We start from the raw sequence: 15,931 nt of genomic DNA, 5'->3' as shown, positions 1-15,931 counted from the left end.
ATGATTTCAGATACATTACAAAAACAGCAAACCGTGCAAATTAGCGCGCACAATTTGCAGATGAAGTTTAAACAAAATACTTTATTCAACGTACCCGAGCTGACGTTTAAACAAGGCGATGTCATATACCTGCAAGGTGATAATGGTTCGGGTAAGTCTACCTTAATGAAAATTTTGGCAGGATTAATGACCCCAACCCAGGGGCAGGTTATTAGCCAAGGTTTTGCCCCTAAATCATGGTGGCAGCCTGACAACTTATTTGGCAAAGCGGTATATTTGCATCAGCACCCTTATTTATTTGAAGGCACAGTAAAATACAATTTAACGTACGCATTAAGCCAATTGAAAATACCCGTCAGTGAGCGCAATGATCGTATTACTCAAGCCGTCAATATGGCACAGCTTGGAGATTTACTTAACCACAATGCAAGCGACTTATCCGGTGGTGAACGACAACGATTGGCTATTGCTAGAGCGTGGATTATTCAGCCAAAGTTGCTCATGTTAGACGAACCTATTTCAAATATGGATAAACAGTCACAACGTTTAGTGCTTGAGATGATAAATCAATTAAAACAAGACGGCACAGGACTATTACTTAGTAGCCATCAAACCTGTGGCCTTACTGCATTATGCCAACAACATTGGCATATTAAACAACGTACCATTCACACCAGCATGCATGTTCCTGCAGCAGAAACTGTGCATCAGACTAATACAACGGAATTACACTATGGCACCACAGATTGACGCAGTAATTTTAGCGGGCGGCATGGCTCGGCGCATGGGCGGCAATGACAAAGGCTTAGTGGATCTTAATGGCCAAGCCATGATTTGCCACACTCTCGACAAACTCAGCAGCCAAGTCGATAACATAATGATTAATGCCAATCGCAACCAAGCTCAATATGAGCAATGGGGATATCGTGTGTTTAGCGACGAAGACAGTGGCTATTTAGGTCCTCTCGCTGGCATGGTTACTGCGCTAAAGCAAACCCAAGCCGAGTATTTATTGGTTGTGCCTTGCGATTGCCCAATGCTTCCTGACGACTTAGCGCAGCGCTTGCTAAAGGCTTTGACCGAACAAAATGCTGATATTGCCGTCGCCAGTGATGGTGAACGTGAGCAACCTGTCGTGTTATTACTTAAACCACAGTTAGTCGCATCAATGAAGGCCTTTTTAGATGCCGGAGAGCGTAAGATTGATTTTTGGTATCGCCAGCATCAAGTGGCTATTGAGAGTTTTGCTGACCAACCCAATGCCTTTGTCAACGTCAATACACCAGAACAAAAACAGCAACTCGCCCAACAAATTGCCAAGTAATTTATTAAGAGGTTCATGATGACTGTAGTTTTTAGTAATCCATTACCTATTCCCGTTCTAGGGTTTTGTGCATTTAGTGGCACGGGTAAAACAACGTTATTAAAACAACTTATTCCAGCACTTAACCAACGCGGTATTCGCTTAGCGGTGATTAAACATGCGCATCATAATTTTGATGTTGATATCCCAGGAAAAGACAGTTTCGAAATGCGTAAAGCTGGCGCAAAACAAGTGCTTGTTGCCTCTCATGTGCGCTGGGCGCTAATGACGGAAGATCCCGTTGAAGATGACCCAAAACTACAACACCTACTTCGCCAAATTGAAGTTGATAAAGTCGATATTGTGCTAGTTGAAGGCTTTAAAAAACTGGCATTACCCAAAATTGAACTGCACCGCGCAGCGCATAATAAGCCGTTGATCCATGTTCATGATGATAATATTGTGGCGATTGCCTGCTGCGAAGACACGCAAGTGCCTGACTCATTAACACGATTAGATTTAAATAATGTGGCACAAATTGCTGATTTTGTTGAGCATTACAAAAACAGCTGGCAAGCACCAAAGGCTCAACTGCCGATTTGTTTTAACGATGCTGACATTCCAAAACCTACAGGCTCTGAGCAAGGTATCAGCGTCTCGCAGGGCATTAGCACAGTGCTTAGCCAAGTGACTCCTACACGCGAAACCGAACTCGTCGACTTAATTGATATTGATAATCGCGTATTGGCACACGATATCATTTCAGAAATTAACGTACCGCAACAAACCAACTCCGCAATGGACGGATATGCTTTTGCATTTGATGACCTATCAAAAGCACCATTTAAAGTCGTTGCCGAAGTATTAGCAGGCCATCATTATCCTAATGTTTTACAGTCAGGTGAAGCGGTACGCATTATGACTGGCGCCACCGTGCCGCAAGGTGCTGACACCATCCAAGCGCGTGAGCTGACTCAAGAGCAAGATAACCAATTAACCCTACTTGAATCAGAGCATATTACCAAAGGCCAACATGTACGCCTTGCAGGAGAAGACATTGCCCAAGGTGAAGTCGCATTAGCGGCCGGTAGCCGACTAGGTGCTGCAGAGCTTGGTTTAATGGCATCGCTTGGTTTTAATCGACTGCCTATTTTTAAGCGTCCTGTTGTCGCAGTATTTTCAACAGGAGATGAAGTTAGCCAACCAGGAGATGAGTTAAAACCTAACTGCATTTATGATGCTAACCGCTACACTATTTTGTCGATGGCGAAAAAACTAGGGTGTCAGGTAATTGACCTCGGTATTATCGACGATAATGAACAAACTCTGACGAGCACATTAAGCGATGCCGCAACAAAAGCGGATATTGTTATCAGTTCAGGCGGTGTCTCTGTAGGTAATGCAGATTACATCAAAATGGCACTGGCTAACGTGGGTAGTACCCATTTCTGGCGTATCAATATGCGTCCAGGCCGCCCGTTAGCCGTGGGTAAAATTGACCAGAGTTTATTTTTTGGTTTACCCGGCAACCCTGTCGCGGTGATGGTGTCATTTATGCAATTTGTTCAACCGGCTATCCGAAAATTGGCTGGTGAAACTCAATGGCAACCACAATTTATACCTGCGATTGCGACTCAACCACTGCGAAGCAAAACCGGCAGAACTGAGTTTTCACGCGGTGTATATAGCATTGCTGATAACGGCCAAATTCAGGTTAAAACCACCGGAGCACAAGGATCGGGGATGCTGAACTCAATGGTCAATGCCAATTGCCTTATTATTATCGCTGACGATACCGCCACGATTCCTGCTGGTGAAAGCGTATTTATTCAACCCTTTGCTGATTTGCTTTAAGCCTTAAAGCCTCGACAATCAATGCACAATGCGCATGATTGTCGAGCAACGTTATACTTCACCCCTATCAACCACTCTCTTTATCGCTAATCTAAATCCCCACTGCAATCGTATAACGGTGCTCTAGTAACCCGCTAGAACCTTACTGTGCTAGATTCGTTTTTTATTGCCTGAGTGATACACTAAAAGCATACCGCTACATCAAATAAAAGGACTCTTTTATGGCGCTTTCTCGAAAAAATTGGAATTATATTATTATTGCTGCCAGTGTCTTTATGATTAGTGTGTTGTCATTTATTGATGACAAAACCGCAAATGTCCCCGATGATGTGGTCGCTTTATTTGACCCTCAACTTCCCTTAGTGCAATTACATCTTGATGACATATGGCTGAGCAAAAAAGAAGATAAGTGGTGGTGTCACGAGCAAGTCCTGAACTGCCAACAATGGGCACAAGCGTGGCAAAATATTAATGTGTCGCCATTAACCGTTGAACCTGAACACGGGTCAAACGAACAAATTGTCACTATCGCAATTAGCAATATTCACACTGCACAGCAATGGCGTTATTTCCCCGACGATGGCCTATTGCGGTCATCAAATCAAAATTGGTATCAAGTGCCACCAAGCTTGCGCGCTGAATTACAGCCTGTTCTCAATGTGCCCTCTCAATCAAAATAACGAGTGTTTATGCCTGAATTACCGGAAGTTGAAGTCACCCGACAAGGGATCAGCCCTTACCTTATCGAACAAACGGTAACTGAACTCATTGTGCGTAATGGATCGCTGCGTTGTACTCGTACCTGATGTAGCGCAAAACATTGTCGGCCAACGTATTAACAATATACGTCGTCGAGCCAAATATTTATTAATCGACACCGATGCAGGAATAACTATTGTCCACTTAGGTATGTCAGGGAGTCTACGTATTTTACCGCGCAATACGCCAGTAGAAAAACACGACCATATCGACTTAGTGTTAGCAAATGGCCGGATGCTGCGATTTAATGACCCAAGGCGTTTCGGTGCATGGTTATGGTATGAATTACCCGAAGATGCCCATCCATTATTGTCAAAATTGGGCCTGAACCATTAGGATCCAGCGTTTACTCCGCAACAGCTACAGGCCGCTCTCGCGGGGAAGAAAAAAGCCATTAAGCTATGCCTAATGGATAATCACATTGTGGTCGGTGTCGGTAATATTTATGCCAACGAAGCCCTATTCGCCGCAGGTATTCATCCACAAGCTGAAGCAGGTCAAATTGATATCGAACGATTAACCGTGTTAGTCAGTGAGGTAAAACAGATTTTAGCCCACGCCATCAAACAAGGTGGCACTACTCTAAAAGACTTTACTAATGCCGACGGGAAACCTGGCTATTTTGCCCAAAAGCTACATGTATACGGTCGAGGCAACGAAACCTGCACCCAGTGTGGCAATATATTAAGTGAAATAAAACTAGGACAACGCACCACAGTATTTTGTGGTTTATGCCAGCAGAGATAGGAATGAAAGCCATATCACAATTTACTTTTGAGCAATATGGCTTATTAAAGCTCACTCTTTATGAGGCGCTTTACTCTCTTCAACTTTGAATTTAAGAGCGGCTGCAATCTTTGGGTGAACAAATTGGCTGACATCTCCCCCATGAAGCGCCACTTCTTTAACCAAGGTTGAGGATATAAATGAATTTTCTTCTGATGGCGTTAAAAACACACTTTCAAGATCAGGGCTTAAACGGCGATTCATATTGGCTAGTTGGAATTCGTATTCAAAATCCGATACAGCACGTAATCCACGCACTAACACACTAGCATGTTGCTCTTTAGCAAAATCGACCAGTAAACCAGTAAAACCCACTACTTCAACATTATCTAAATGTGCAGTAACCAGATTGACTTGAGCAACACGTTCTTCAAGGCTAAACCTTGGCTGCTTTGACGGATTAGAAGCGATACCAATAATGACATGCTTGAATAACCGCGCCGCGCGTTCGATTAAATCAGTATGGCCATTCGTCACAGGGTCAAACGTGCCAGGGTAAATTGCTCTTCTATGCATAATACAAAGCCATAAACGTGAGATGAAATTAAAGCAATTTTAACAGCTCATTGCCGTACAACCCAATTGTAATTGATATTTAATTAAACTGCTTTTGTAAAAAAATTTAAATTCGTGTAAATTAGCAATTCGATCTCGCTGAATATTTATTAAGCATTAGTATCGAATTATATATGGAAGTGAGTCGATTATATGCTAATCTTCCATTAGGTGTGTTTGGACAAATTATGGGAAGACTTTGAATATGAAAAAATCAGTTATCGCGTTAACAGCAGCTTTATTAATGATCGGTTCAGCTCATGCAGCTGATGGTACTGAAACTGGCACAACTACAACTACAGTAGGTAGCGGTGTAACAGTTGGTACAGCGGTTGTAGCAGGTGCTATCACTGTAGGTGTTATTGCTGCTGCAGTAAATGACAGCAATGAAGAAAGTGGTAACGGTACTGGTACTGGCACTACCACAACAAGCACTGGTACAGGTACGACTACGACTTCAGTAACTAACTAAATTCGTAACTTTGTAAAAAAAAGCACATTGAAAAATGTGCTTTTTTATTTTCCGCCATTGTTGCACCATAGCTTAAGGAATTGAGCTCGTATGTCTTCAATTTTTCATCCAAAATATTTACTCCTCGTACTCTTCCTTTTTACTTTAACCGGTTGTAGCAATACTTTTGTTCAAATTGGTGACATGCTTAAGGAAAGCGTTGTCGGTTTACCAGACGATACTATTTCTGCAGAAGAAATCGAACAAACTCCCTACTCTAGTATTTATGTTAGAGTAAATGACTCGCACCGTGCCTATGTATTATTAGCTCTTGCTGAAGCACCACAAACACTCCCATCCACAACACCTAGCGCTGAAAACATTGAGTTAAAATGGATTTCCTCAGATGCAGGAATGTTGGTGACACGCAACGGACGCCTACTAAAAACAATCAATCTATTTTATGGCAACCGGGTTCAACTAAGCAGTAAAGAAACCGACCCGATTGCATTAGGGCTGCACTTAAACAGCACACCACGGTATTGGCAAAGTACTATCGATTGGCAGCCTGGCTACCATATTAACTATGAACAGCAGTCAACATTCAGTTTCATTACAGATGAAACGGTCATCATAAATGACAAGCCATTAAACCTTAAAAAATTTAATGAACATGTTGTCATCCCAAGTCTCGACCTTGAATACGACAATCAATTTTGGGTTGATGCTGCAAATGGAACTGTTATGAAAAGTTATCAGAAGATAGCTCCTAACTTGCCTTATATCGACATTACTCTTTTGAAGCCTTATGGATTTAAGGACGTTAAATGAAGCCGTTAATTCAATTATGCTTATTTTTATTAGTGTTTTGCACGCCATACACTCACGCCTCGACGTTAATTACGGTAACCCAAACCGTTCACAATAAATCACCCATTACATTGCAATATGAACAAGCACCACGCTTAGTACAGATCATACAAGACAGCCTTGTAAACAGTCACAGTATTGCAATGACAACTCAGCCAGAAGCAATATATTGGCTAGGGGCAGCGTTGTACGATTACAGCAGCGAAAGCGCATTTCAGCAAAAGAAACGTAATGTGTTAAATGCACTGAAAACCCAATATACCGACATGGGAAAACCTGAGCATATTCAATCGTTACAATCTTTGTCAGCCTGGATTGAAAATCAGCAATTTCTAAAGCGTGAATTCATCCCATTAGATTATGATTCTATTCGATTAAAAGCTGCCTTAAATCCGCTTATAAACGGCTCATATTTACTCACGCTCCCAACTAAACCTAAAGATGTCACCATATTAGGGGCGGTTACTCAAAATGGCTCACAACCATTTGAGCAGAGACAACACGCCAACGAATACCTAGATAACGCAATGCCATTAAGTGATTCAAATAACAGTTTCGCTTGGTTGATTCAGCCCGATGGCACATTACATCAATACCCTATTGCTTACTGGAATAAGCAACATATTGACATTGCCCCTGGTGCAATTATTTACTTAGAATTTCAAGGCGTGAAAGAAAACGAACAAGCATTAAACCAGCAAATACTCGCATTATTAAAACATTGGATACGTTAACCATGAATCAAGCAAAACAAACTGTCTCTTCTGTTTTTGCCATTTCATTCATGGTAAGCGGGATTGCTATCAGCGCCACAGCGCACAGCGATGAACTCTCAACGCCAAAGCTGACACCTTCGCAATATGATTTTGGTGGCGTGGGCCTCATTCAAATGCCGACGGGCAGAATGGCAGCCGAAGGTGAATATAATGTCAGTGCAACCTTCAATGAAGACTATTACCATGCTGCAATGTCGTTGCAATTATTCCCATGGCTAGAAACCACCATACGCTACACTCAAGTCCCTGACGTACTCTACAGTAATGACCCAAGCTTTAGTGGTGATACCTATTACACAGACAAAGGTATCGACGTTAAATTACGTTTATTGGAAGAAAGCTACTGGATCCCCGAAACCTCTATCGGCATAAGAGATATTGGCGGAACAGGTTTATTTGATAGTGAATATATTGCCATGACCAAAGGTTTTGGCCCATTCGATGCTACGGTTGGTTTTGCTTGGGGTTACATCGGTAATCGCGGTAATTTCAGTGACTCAAACAAAGCAACGTCAGTAGATTGTAACCGAAACACTGGCTATAAAGGCACGGGTGGCGATGTTGACTTTGAGCGTTGGTTCAAAGGCTGTAGCGCTGTATTTGCTGGTATTGAATACCAAACACCCTGGGCACCATTACGCTTAAAAGTAGAATATGATGGTAACGACTATCAATCTGACTTTGCCGCACTGCGCACAGGTAATGAGTTAACACAAAGCAGCCCTTTTAATTTCGGTTTATTGTATCGAGTCAGTAATTGGGGCGATTTTAGATTAAGTTACGAGCGTGGTAATACCGTAACACTAGGATTTAGCTTATCGACAAACTTTAATGACTTAAAATCAAATTGGCGCGAACCACCAAAGCAAACCATTAAAGACAAGCCAGACCTTGCAGATCGCAAAGTTGATTTACCCGAACTCAATAAGCAATTAGCCTTTGATGCGGGCTACAAAGGGGCAAAGATTTACATCAAAAATGATGAAGTCACTGTCGTTGCCACCCAATCAAAATATCGCGACCGAAAGCATGCCCATGACCGCGCAGGGCGGATTTTAGCTAATCAATTCCCTCAAGCGAGTACCTTCAAGATCATTGAACAAGTGGGTCATCTACCGACTACCGAAACTCATATTGATGCTAAGCAATTCAAAAGTGCGGTACAACATGAATATATTGGCGCTAATATTGAAGACAGCACCACCATTGTAGAACCTGTAGTGCCAACCGAAATGCCTGATTGGGAAACACCAGAGCAATGGAATTATGGTTTTGCCCCGAAGCTGGCCCAATCTTTTGGTGGCTCTGAAAACTTCTATCTCTTTAATTTTGGTATTAATGGTTCTGCTGGTCGCTGGTTAACAGACAATATTGAAATCAGTAGCTCTATTTATATTAATTTATTCGATAACTATGATGAATTTAAATACGAAACACCGCCAGATGGCACGGATCTTAAACGCGTTAGAACCTTAGTGAGACAATATGTATCAGACACACCGGTACGAGTGGATAACTTACAACTAACTTGGCTAGACAAGCTCAGTGAGAATATTTACGCCCAAGCATATGTAGGTTATCTCGAAATGATGTTTGGTGGTGTCGGGGCTGAGGTACTGTATCGCCCAATGAGCAGTGAGTGGGCATTTGGCATTGACGCAAACTATGTCAAACAACGCGACCCTGATAACATGTTTGGTTTCTTCGAAAATGAAATTAACTATGATGCTGACTCGGGACGTTACTACCATGCTCAAACCGGCGCATTTACCGGTCATGCCAGTGTCTATTACCAACCAAACTGGTTTGAAGATGTATTACTTAAAGTCAGTTACGGCCAATATTTAGCTGAGGATCGTGGTTTTACCGTAGACTTTTCTAAGCAGTTTGACAGCGGCGTTATTGTGGGTGCCTTTGCATCGAAAACCGATTTATCGGCAGAAGAGTTTGGTGAAGGTAGTTTTACCAAAGGGTTCTATATTTCAATTCCTTTCGATGCAATCTTGCCCACGGCAGTATCAAACCGTGGCAGCCTAGCATGGCAACCATTAACACGAGATGGCGGCCAGAAACTCGGCCGTAAGTTTGAGCTTTATGGTGGTACAGATGCACGAGCGCCTTGGTTGAACAAACCTAGCACCGTAAAATAACCCACGTTTACGACTCGTAATAAAAAAAGGCGGAACTTTTACGTTCTGCCTTTTTTATTAATCACCCGATGACTTGCAACACTTAAGCCTTATCGTATGCCTCAATATAATCCACGATTCTCACCGATGCCAAGCCATCAGTAGGCTCTACATGCTCCTGAGTATATCGCTTCCTATTAGCTTGATAAGCCTGTGGATTAGCTAATTGCTCTGGAATCGCTCTGATTAAAGACTTGTATTTGTCTACATGAAGGCCAATATCGCTATACAACACATTATCTTTACCAAAACGCTGCTCAAAACGATACTTAAAAATGCCCCGATAAGACCATTTCAATTTAAAAAAGTTACACACAATCACAGGTCTATCGACCGCAGCAAATTCAAACAATGTACTCGACGCTTCGCTCAATAAAATATCGGCATGTTGAATAAAAGGGAGCAAAGAAATGTCGTTTTCATTGGCAACATAAACATTTGGATATGTTGACCACTTAGCTAATTTAGCCCGTTGATTAGCATACTGCTTCCTCACTTGAGTTAACGAATGCGGCTTAATGAGAATATTATATTCTTTAAAATCATTAGGCCAATCATCAGGGAAGCACTCTAAAGAGCTTGGATTAAACGTCGGCGCGTATAAAATGGTTTTTTTGCTGGTATCTAAGCCTAAAGCGGTTAAATCTAAGCCCAAATCTTGATGCTTAAATAACGGGTCGAGCTTACAAAAACCCACTTCTACAAAATTATCATTTGGATAATACTGTTTGATTTTTGCTAGCCGCAGCGAGCCTTCAATAAATCTCACGGTCATTGGCGTAATAGATTTATGGTAATACGAAGGCTTAGAGTCGACACCATGGCCTAATTGAGCCGTTTTAGAGTATTGATGCACTGAATCTAGGTGTGGAAATTGATTACCAAAAAATATCCAATCCGGTTTTATCGTTAAATAGACTTGTTCAGCTTCTTGAGTATCAGTGACCCAAAGACACCCGACTCCGACATCATCAAATGTTTTAGCCAGAGCTTCTTGGTCATTTTTACTGCTATAACACACTAATTTTACCGTGTGTCCCCGAAGCGTTAACTCTTGAATAACTGGCATGTACTGCGGGATGTAGTACACATTTAATGTATCGAAAACGATAAACATAATACTCTCTTAATCTTTGATAGATCGGAAAATAGCTGCAGCTGTACAGCCAAAAATTGATTATAACAACAATTTGTTATCTCTGTTAAAGTCACTGAGAACGCCATCTTAAAATAGTCATAAACGATAAAATCTTACGAAAGCGCTTAGATCCCCACGCATAGATAGACTCATAGATTCTGATAACTTAAGATATAAGCAAATTTTTGAACAATAAAGCCCTATCATGCCACAATCTACTTTACGAAAATTTGATTACCCACAAAGCTTAATTAAGTCATATCAACACTGGTATTTGTTACTCAGACCTGACCAACCCACTCTTGGTTCAATGGTGTTAGTGTGTAAAGAAAATGTCCACCAATACTCAGGCATTTCAACCGAAGCGGCGAATGAACAAAAACAGATAATTTCCGATATAGAGAGTGTGCTAAATCACCGGTTTGACTGCCACAAAGTCAACTACCTCATGTTGATGATGGTTGATCCTGCTGTGCATTTTCATATTATCCCGCGATACGAATTTGCTACAGAGTTTTGTGGTAAAGAATTTACCGACAATCAATGGCCAAAAGCACCAAGCTTAGTTGATGAGTTACAACTCGACGCTATCTTTAAAGCGGAACTATTAAAAACCCTAAAAAGTGATTTTGCGGCACTAGAGCCTTCAAATAAACCCGCATCAAACAAAATGTACCGCCGCATGTATACCTCAGGTTGTTTTGATATCTTTCATCAAGGGCATTTAAATATCTTAAAAAGCACCAAGGCTTTATGCGATTACTTGATTGTGGGGGTGTCTACAGATGAACTCATAGAAAAATCAAAAGGCCGTCCACCTATCATTCCATTTGAAGAGCGGATTTCGATTTTAGAAGCGAATCGATACGTTGATGAAGTGATCCCTCAAATTGACAAAGACAAACAAAAAGTCGTGGATGAGTATCAAATCGACGCGATCTCGGTAGGGTCTGACTGGAAAGGGAAATACCCTAAAGTGAGCTGTGAGATGGTCTATTTTGACTACACACCTAATGTAAGTTCGACCGTGCTCAAGCAAAAGCTCAATATTACGCCTAAAGAAACAGGCAAATAACTAAAATAGATTTTGTAAATGTAAAAACGCCACATAAAGTGGCGTTTTTTGTAGTTCAATTAGGTACGCTCTTCGATAAGCTTTTTCATGTTCTTTATCACCTCATCAGCCTCAATCATCGCCATTAAATGCTCGCCTTTGGCTCGTTTACCCCATTTAACGTCTCCGCCTACCTGCTGAGCAACTACCTCCTGGTAAACACTCACAGTGTAGTCACGATAATAATATGGCTCTGTCCGCCCAGGATTTGAATGTGCATATAAACCGATGACAGGTGTACCTTGAGTGACCGCCATGTGCAATGGCTCGGTATCTGGGGCAAGCACAAAACTGGCTTGTTTTAACACCGCTAATAATTGGGGTAAGGTTGTTTTACCCACTTGATTGTCGAAAGCGTGCTGACTGTGAGACTGAATAACATCAGCTAAATTTTTTTCAAGCGCGGTGGGCCCACCACATAACATCACCTTATAGCCTTGCGATATTGCATAATCAGCTACGGCAGCATAACGTTCAGGTAACCAGTTGCGCTCTGCTTTACTGGCTGCGGCACAAATCACCATCACCTTACCTTCCCCAATAAGGTGAGAGGCAAAATCGTTATCACTTTGCGGTACCGGAATCTCCCAACGAGGCGTTAAATCGGTCACACCTATGGCTTTTGCAAAACCCATAAAACCATCTAAAACATGTGGTTCAGCGATCGGCTCAACAGCATAATTGGTCACCAGCCATTGACCTTCTTTGGCTCGCGCTTTATCAAAGCCGACTCGAATACGCGCCTTAATCATTAATGACGCTATTGTTGCTCTCAATGCTACTTGCATATGCAGCAACACATCAAAATGTTGCCCTTGTAAATCACTACGTAGCTGTGCATAACTGCGCCAACCTTTGGATTTATCGAAAATAACAAACTGAATCCCCGGTAAATGCTTAAGTAATTGATACTCAACCTTACCAATGACCCATGTAATGGCCAAATCTGGATAATGCTTTTGAATAGCTTGAACCATTGCCACTGCATGACACACATCGCCAATAGCAGACAAACGCAGTAAACATAATGAACCTATCGAACTAAAGTCAGCTTTCATTGAATACCCAATATGCGTCAGTGAAAAAGATGGAAGGAATGCAAGTGAGTGATCTTAAGGTATAATGTTATTTCGATCCACAATCTAGCTCGTGCTATTTGATAATTAGATGCAAATAAAAACTACCCCGTTTGGCCATATTGCCTGGTGTGAACCTAGCGCCAAAGACTTAACGCCTCAAGATTTTGCCGTCGACGTTTGGCAAACTAAAAACGCTGTAGTAGGCCAATCAAAAGGGCGCTACACCACCTGGTTTGTGAAAACGGACTCAGCGCAAATCTGGGTACTACGTCATTATTGGCGCGGTGGACTCATCGGAAAATTTAATCGCGACCGTTATTTATACACCGGCCTTAAACACACCCGTGCAATGGCAGAGTTAGCCATTCTTGAAACGCTTTACCAAGAAGGCTTTGCGGTACCAAGGCCTATCGCCGCCCATGTTGAACGCTTTGATATAAGGTATCGAGCCGACATTATGATTGAACATGTCGCTGGCGCAAAAGATTTAGTCGCTTATTTAAGCCAACAACCTATCGATGAGCAACAATGGTATGCACTTGGTCAAACGATTGCTAAGTTTCACTTACGTGGCGTGTATCATGCAGATCTTAATGCCAAAAATATTTTATTAGCCCACGAGCGTTTTTATTTAATCGACTTTGACCGCGGAGAGCTACGTCAACCAGATAAAGGTTGGCAACAAGCCAATCTAGACAGATTATTACGCTCGTTTAATAAAGAACAAACAAAACTGCCAAGCCTTGCTTTTTCACAGCAATGTTGGCAGCAGTTAATTGATGGTTATCAAAGCCTAAATGCAATATAAGTAACCTCAACTCTGGATAATAAATGTATTTCAAACAGTTGTTTGCACCGATAACCAGGCAAATTCAAGTTTGAATGTATCTTATGGAATTATTGTTAGAATCAACGTCATTTATTCATCTCTTAACCAGAGTTGAGGTTAAGCAAATTACGCCATCAGCGAATCAATAAACGAAAATTGCTTCGTTAACGCACCACGGTTTTGGCTTACCACAGCTAATGCGGCATCTGATGCTTGTTGATATTCAGCAGGGTTACGCCACTTAGCAGCTAATAACGCGGCAAGCTCCTCAGCCCCCGTTACACATGTTAGTCCACCTTCATTTGCCAGTAAGGCCGTAATTTCGGCAAAATTCCAATGATGAGGACCCACAAAAACCGGTAATCCCATGGCGGCAGGCTCTAAAGGGTTGTGACCACCACCCTCAATCAAGGTACCACCAACAAAAGCAAAGTCTGCAGCACCATAGAGCATCAATAACTCACCCATGGTGTCACCTAACAACACCTGAGTATCAAGGTTGACCTCATCATTCATACTGCGTCTGGCTAATTTGAGCCCAGCTTGCGTCACGGTAATTGCAGCTAAGTTAAATTGTTCTGGATGACGAGGCGCCATAATCAATAACGCTTGTGGATACATAGTTAACAACTGTTTATGTGCCGCCAAAATAATTCCAAACTCACCAGGATGAACACTGCCAGCAACCCAAATGGGAGTATCGCTTCGCTGCCATTGACTGCGCATTTTTAACGCCTGCTGTTTTTTATTGGGATCGATAGTGAGATCAAATTTAAGGCTGCCACAAACTTTAATTTTTTGTGGGTCAACACCTAGGGCAATAAAGCGTTCTGCCTCGGCTTGAGTTTGCACTAATACCAACGAGAGTCGTTTTAGCATCGGCGTTGATAAACGGCTTTTTTTAGCATATTTGTCCGCTGACTTTTGCGACAAGCGAGCATTGGCTAACACCATTATTGCACCCTGCTGTTTGGCAAAATGCAGCAAGTTGTAGCCACAACTCAGTTTCCATAATAATGAAATATTTGGGCTGTGTTTGGCGTAAAAAACGTTTAACCGCATAGGCAAAGTCGAAAGGCAGATAACAATGCTGCACCTTATCACCCAATGCTTTTATGACCTCAGCGGAGCCGGTTGGGCTGGTCGTGGTAACGGTAAATATATATTGCGGATGCTCCGCCATAAGTTGTTTTATCAGCGGCACGGCCGCTAGGGTTTCACCCATCGATACACTGTGGATCAATACATCTGTAGGCTGTAGTTTCGCAAAACCAAAACGTTCAGACCAACGACGACGGTAATCAGGGCTCTTAATCGCTCTAAAAACTAAATACATTACGACCAGAGGCAATAAAAGATACAAAAATAAAGAATATAAGGTACGGTTCATGGAAGAAGAGTCATCGATTTTTGCTTGTCAGATAAACACAATGTTAACATAATCATATTGAGTCGGCTTAATGAAATGTTATCGCTGTATAAGCCAATATCCTAAGCTAAAAATGAATATGGAAATCATATGAAAACGCGCGACAAGATCGTTTTTGCCAGTTTGGAACTGTTTAATGAACATGGTGAACGGAGTATTACCACCAACCATATCGCCGCCCATTTAGGCATTAGTCCGGGAAACTTGTACTATCATTTTCGTAATAAAGAAGACATTATCAATTCGATTTTTGCCCAATACGAAAACCACTTAGAGTCGGGCTTTAAGCCTTATGATGATGTGCCCATTACCATTGAATTATTAATGGGTTACTTCGATGCAATGTTTTATACCTTATGGCAATTCCGTTTTATGTATGCCAACTTAGCCGATATTTTAAGTCGTGACGAAACACTTAAAAACCGCTACTTACACGCCCAACAACAAGTGCTCACTCGCTCAAGCGATATTTTAAGAAAATTAAAAAAAGACGGTTTTCTCGACGTTGATGACAATAAAATTACCGCCCTTGCAGACACCATAAAAATGATGGTCAGCTTTTGGATTAGCTACCAACTAACACAATCAAGCACCTCTAGTATTACTAAAGCCACTTTATATGATGGCCTATTGCGGGTGCTGATGATTTTCCAAGCTTATGAAACACCGGCATCTTCGGCCACATTCAGCCGACTAGAGCAACATTACCTCGACATAGCCAGTCAGGAGCGACATCAAGCGGCGTAATCAAAAGCTGACGCGATAATGGCGTACTAAGGGTCTTTCAATCCGCAGATAT

The 15,931-nt window shown here is 41.9% G+C and carries 16 protein-coding genes and 1 pseudogene; 12 read left to right on the top strand and 5 right to left on the bottom strand.

From position 1 onward, the window contains the following. From N4T56_RS20610 to mutM, 5 genes and pseudogenes are all read left to right on the top strand, one after another. Nucleotides 1-750, top strand: a complete 750-nt coding sequence (locus N4T56_RS20610) for an energy-coupling factor ABC transporter ATP-binding protein (RefSeq protein ID WP_390904136.1) — start codon at nucleotides 1-3, stop codon at nucleotides 748-750. Then, the gene (mobA, locus tag N4T56_RS20605) at nucleotides 734-1,324 is read left to right on the top strand and encodes a molybdenum cofactor guanylyltransferase MobA (protein ID WP_261734497.1); all 591 of its coding nucleotides are present in this window, start codon (nucleotides 734-736) and stop codon (nucleotides 1,322-1,324) included. The genes N4T56_RS20610 and mobA overlap by 17 nt, the downstream gene beginning before the upstream one ends. An 18-nt stretch (nucleotides 1,325-1,342) precedes the next feature. Further along, nucleotides 1,343-3,157, top strand: a complete 1,815-nt coding sequence (locus N4T56_RS20600) for a bifunctional molybdopterin-guanine dinucleotide biosynthesis adaptor protein MobB/molybdopterin molybdotransferase MoeA (RefSeq protein ID WP_261734886.1) — start codon at nucleotides 1,343-1,345, stop codon at nucleotides 3,155-3,157. Between the two features lie 221 nt (nucleotides 3,158-3,378). Further along, nucleotides 3,379-3,837 carry a hypothetical protein gene (locus tag N4T56_RS20595; protein WP_261734496.1) on the top strand — a complete coding sequence of 153 codons (459 nt, stop codon included), beginning with the start codon at nucleotides 3,379-3,381 and terminating at the stop codon, nucleotides 3,835-3,837. A gap of 9 nt (nucleotides 3,838-3,846) precedes the next feature. Then, a pseudogene (gene mutM, locus N4T56_RS20590) lies at nucleotides 3,847-4,663 on the top strand (bifunctional DNA-formamidopyrimidine glycosylase/DNA-(apurinic or apyrimidinic site) lyase). A 51-nt stretch (nucleotides 4,664-4,714) separates the two neighbouring features. Here the strand turns inward: mutM and coaD are convergent. Beyond that, the gene (coaD, locus tag N4T56_RS20585; RefSeq protein ID WP_261734495.1) at nucleotides 4,715-5,218 is read right to left on the bottom strand and encodes a pantetheine-phosphate adenylyltransferase; all 504 of its coding nucleotides are present in this window, start codon (nucleotides 5,216-5,218) and stop codon (nucleotides 4,715-4,717) included. Between the two features lie 244 nt (nucleotides 5,219-5,462). Between coaD and N4T56_RS20580 the strand changes: the two genes are divergently transcribed. From N4T56_RS20580 to N4T56_RS20565, 4 genes are all read left to right on the top strand, one after another. Continuing rightward, complete coding sequence (locus tag N4T56_RS20580) at nucleotides 5,463-5,729, top strand: hypothetical protein (RefSeq protein ID WP_261734494.1); 267 nt, start codon at nucleotides 5,463-5,465, stop codon at nucleotides 5,727-5,729. Between the two features lie 90 nt (nucleotides 5,730-5,819). Further along, nucleotides 5,820-6,539 carry a YjbF family lipoprotein gene (locus N4T56_RS20575; RefSeq protein WP_261734493.1) on the top strand — a complete coding sequence of 240 codons (720 nt, stop codon included), beginning with the start codon at nucleotides 5,820-5,822 and terminating at the stop codon, nucleotides 6,537-6,539. Next, a complete protein-coding gene (locus tag N4T56_RS20570) occupies nucleotides 6,536-7,312 on the top strand; it encodes a capsule biosynthesis GfcC family protein (RefSeq protein ID WP_261734492.1) in 777 nt (258 codons plus the stop codon). Before N4T56_RS20575 ends, N4T56_RS20570 begins: the two co-directional genes overlap by 4 nt. 2 nt (nucleotides 7,313-7,314) lie before the next feature. Next, the gene (locus tag N4T56_RS20565; RefSeq protein ID WP_390904095.1) at nucleotides 7,315-9,504 is read left to right on the top strand and encodes a YjbH domain-containing protein; all 2,190 of its coding nucleotides are present in this window, start codon (nucleotides 7,315-7,317) and stop codon (nucleotides 9,502-9,504) included. Nucleotides 9,505-9,586: 82 nt separating this feature from the next. Here N4T56_RS20565 and N4T56_RS20560 read toward each other — a convergent pair whose 3' ends face one another. After that, nucleotides 9,587-10,660, bottom strand: a complete 1,074-nt coding sequence (locus tag N4T56_RS20560) for a CDP-glycerol glycerophosphotransferase family protein (protein ID WP_261734491.1) — start codon at nucleotides 10,658-10,660, stop codon at nucleotides 9,587-9,589. Nucleotides 10,661-10,886: 226 nt separating this feature from the next. On the opposite strand from N4T56_RS20560, the gene N4T56_RS20555 reads away from it, so the two are divergent. Then, the gene (locus N4T56_RS20555) at nucleotides 10,887-11,756 is read left to right on the top strand and encodes an adenylyltransferase/cytidyltransferase family protein (protein ID WP_261734490.1); all 870 of its coding nucleotides are present in this window, start codon (nucleotides 10,887-10,889) and stop codon (nucleotides 11,754-11,756) included. 59 nt (nucleotides 11,757-11,815) lie between these two features. Here the strand turns inward: N4T56_RS20555 and N4T56_RS20550 are convergent, their stop codons facing one another. Continuing rightward, nucleotides 11,816-12,853 (bottom strand): glycosyltransferase family 9 protein, encoded by a 1,038-nt coding sequence (locus N4T56_RS20550; protein ID WP_261734489.1) that lies wholly within the window; start codon nucleotides 12,851-12,853, stop codon nucleotides 11,816-11,818. 109 nt (nucleotides 12,854-12,962) lie between these two features. Here N4T56_RS20550 and N4T56_RS20545 point away from each other — a divergent pair, with 109 nt between their 5' ends. Then, on the top strand, nucleotides 12,963-13,682 hold the full coding sequence (locus N4T56_RS20545; RefSeq protein ID WP_261734488.1) for a 3-deoxy-D-manno-octulosonic acid kinase: 720 nt from the start codon (nucleotides 12,963-12,965) through the stop codon (nucleotides 13,680-13,682). A gap of 147 nt (nucleotides 13,683-13,829) precedes the next feature. Here the strand turns inward: N4T56_RS20545 and N4T56_RS20540 are convergent, their stop codons facing one another. Together N4T56_RS20540 and N4T56_RS20535 are read right to left on the bottom strand one after the other, a co-directional pair. Then, nucleotides 13,830-14,708: a 3-deoxy-D-manno-octulosonic acid transferase gene (locus tag N4T56_RS20540; RefSeq protein ID WP_261734884.1), complete on the bottom strand. Its 879-nt coding sequence runs from the start codon at nucleotides 14,706-14,708 to the stop codon at nucleotides 13,830-13,832. After that, nucleotides 14,605-15,093 carry a glycosyltransferase N-terminal domain-containing protein gene (locus N4T56_RS20535; protein WP_261734487.1) on the bottom strand — a complete coding sequence of 163 codons (489 nt, stop codon included), beginning with the start codon at nucleotides 15,091-15,093 and terminating at the stop codon, nucleotides 14,605-14,607. Before N4T56_RS20535 ends, N4T56_RS20540 begins: the two co-directional genes overlap by 104 nt. Before the next feature lie 129 nt (nucleotides 15,094-15,222). On the opposite strand from N4T56_RS20535, the gene N4T56_RS20530 reads away from it, so the two are divergent. Further along, nucleotides 15,223-15,879 (top strand): TetR/AcrR family transcriptional regulator, encoded by a 657-nt coding sequence (locus N4T56_RS20530; RefSeq protein WP_261734486.1) that lies wholly within the window; start codon nucleotides 15,223-15,225, stop codon nucleotides 15,877-15,879. The last annotated feature ends 52 nt before the right edge of the window (nucleotides 15,880-15,931 follow it).

This window comes from Shewanella phaeophyticola (assembly GCF_025398315.1).
GTDB lineage: Bacteria > Pseudomonadota > Gammaproteobacteria > Enterobacterales > Shewanellaceae > Shewanella > Shewanella phaeophyticola.
Note: the sequence above shows the minus strand (reverse complement) of the source record. Positions and strands in the feature narration are given on the sequence as shown.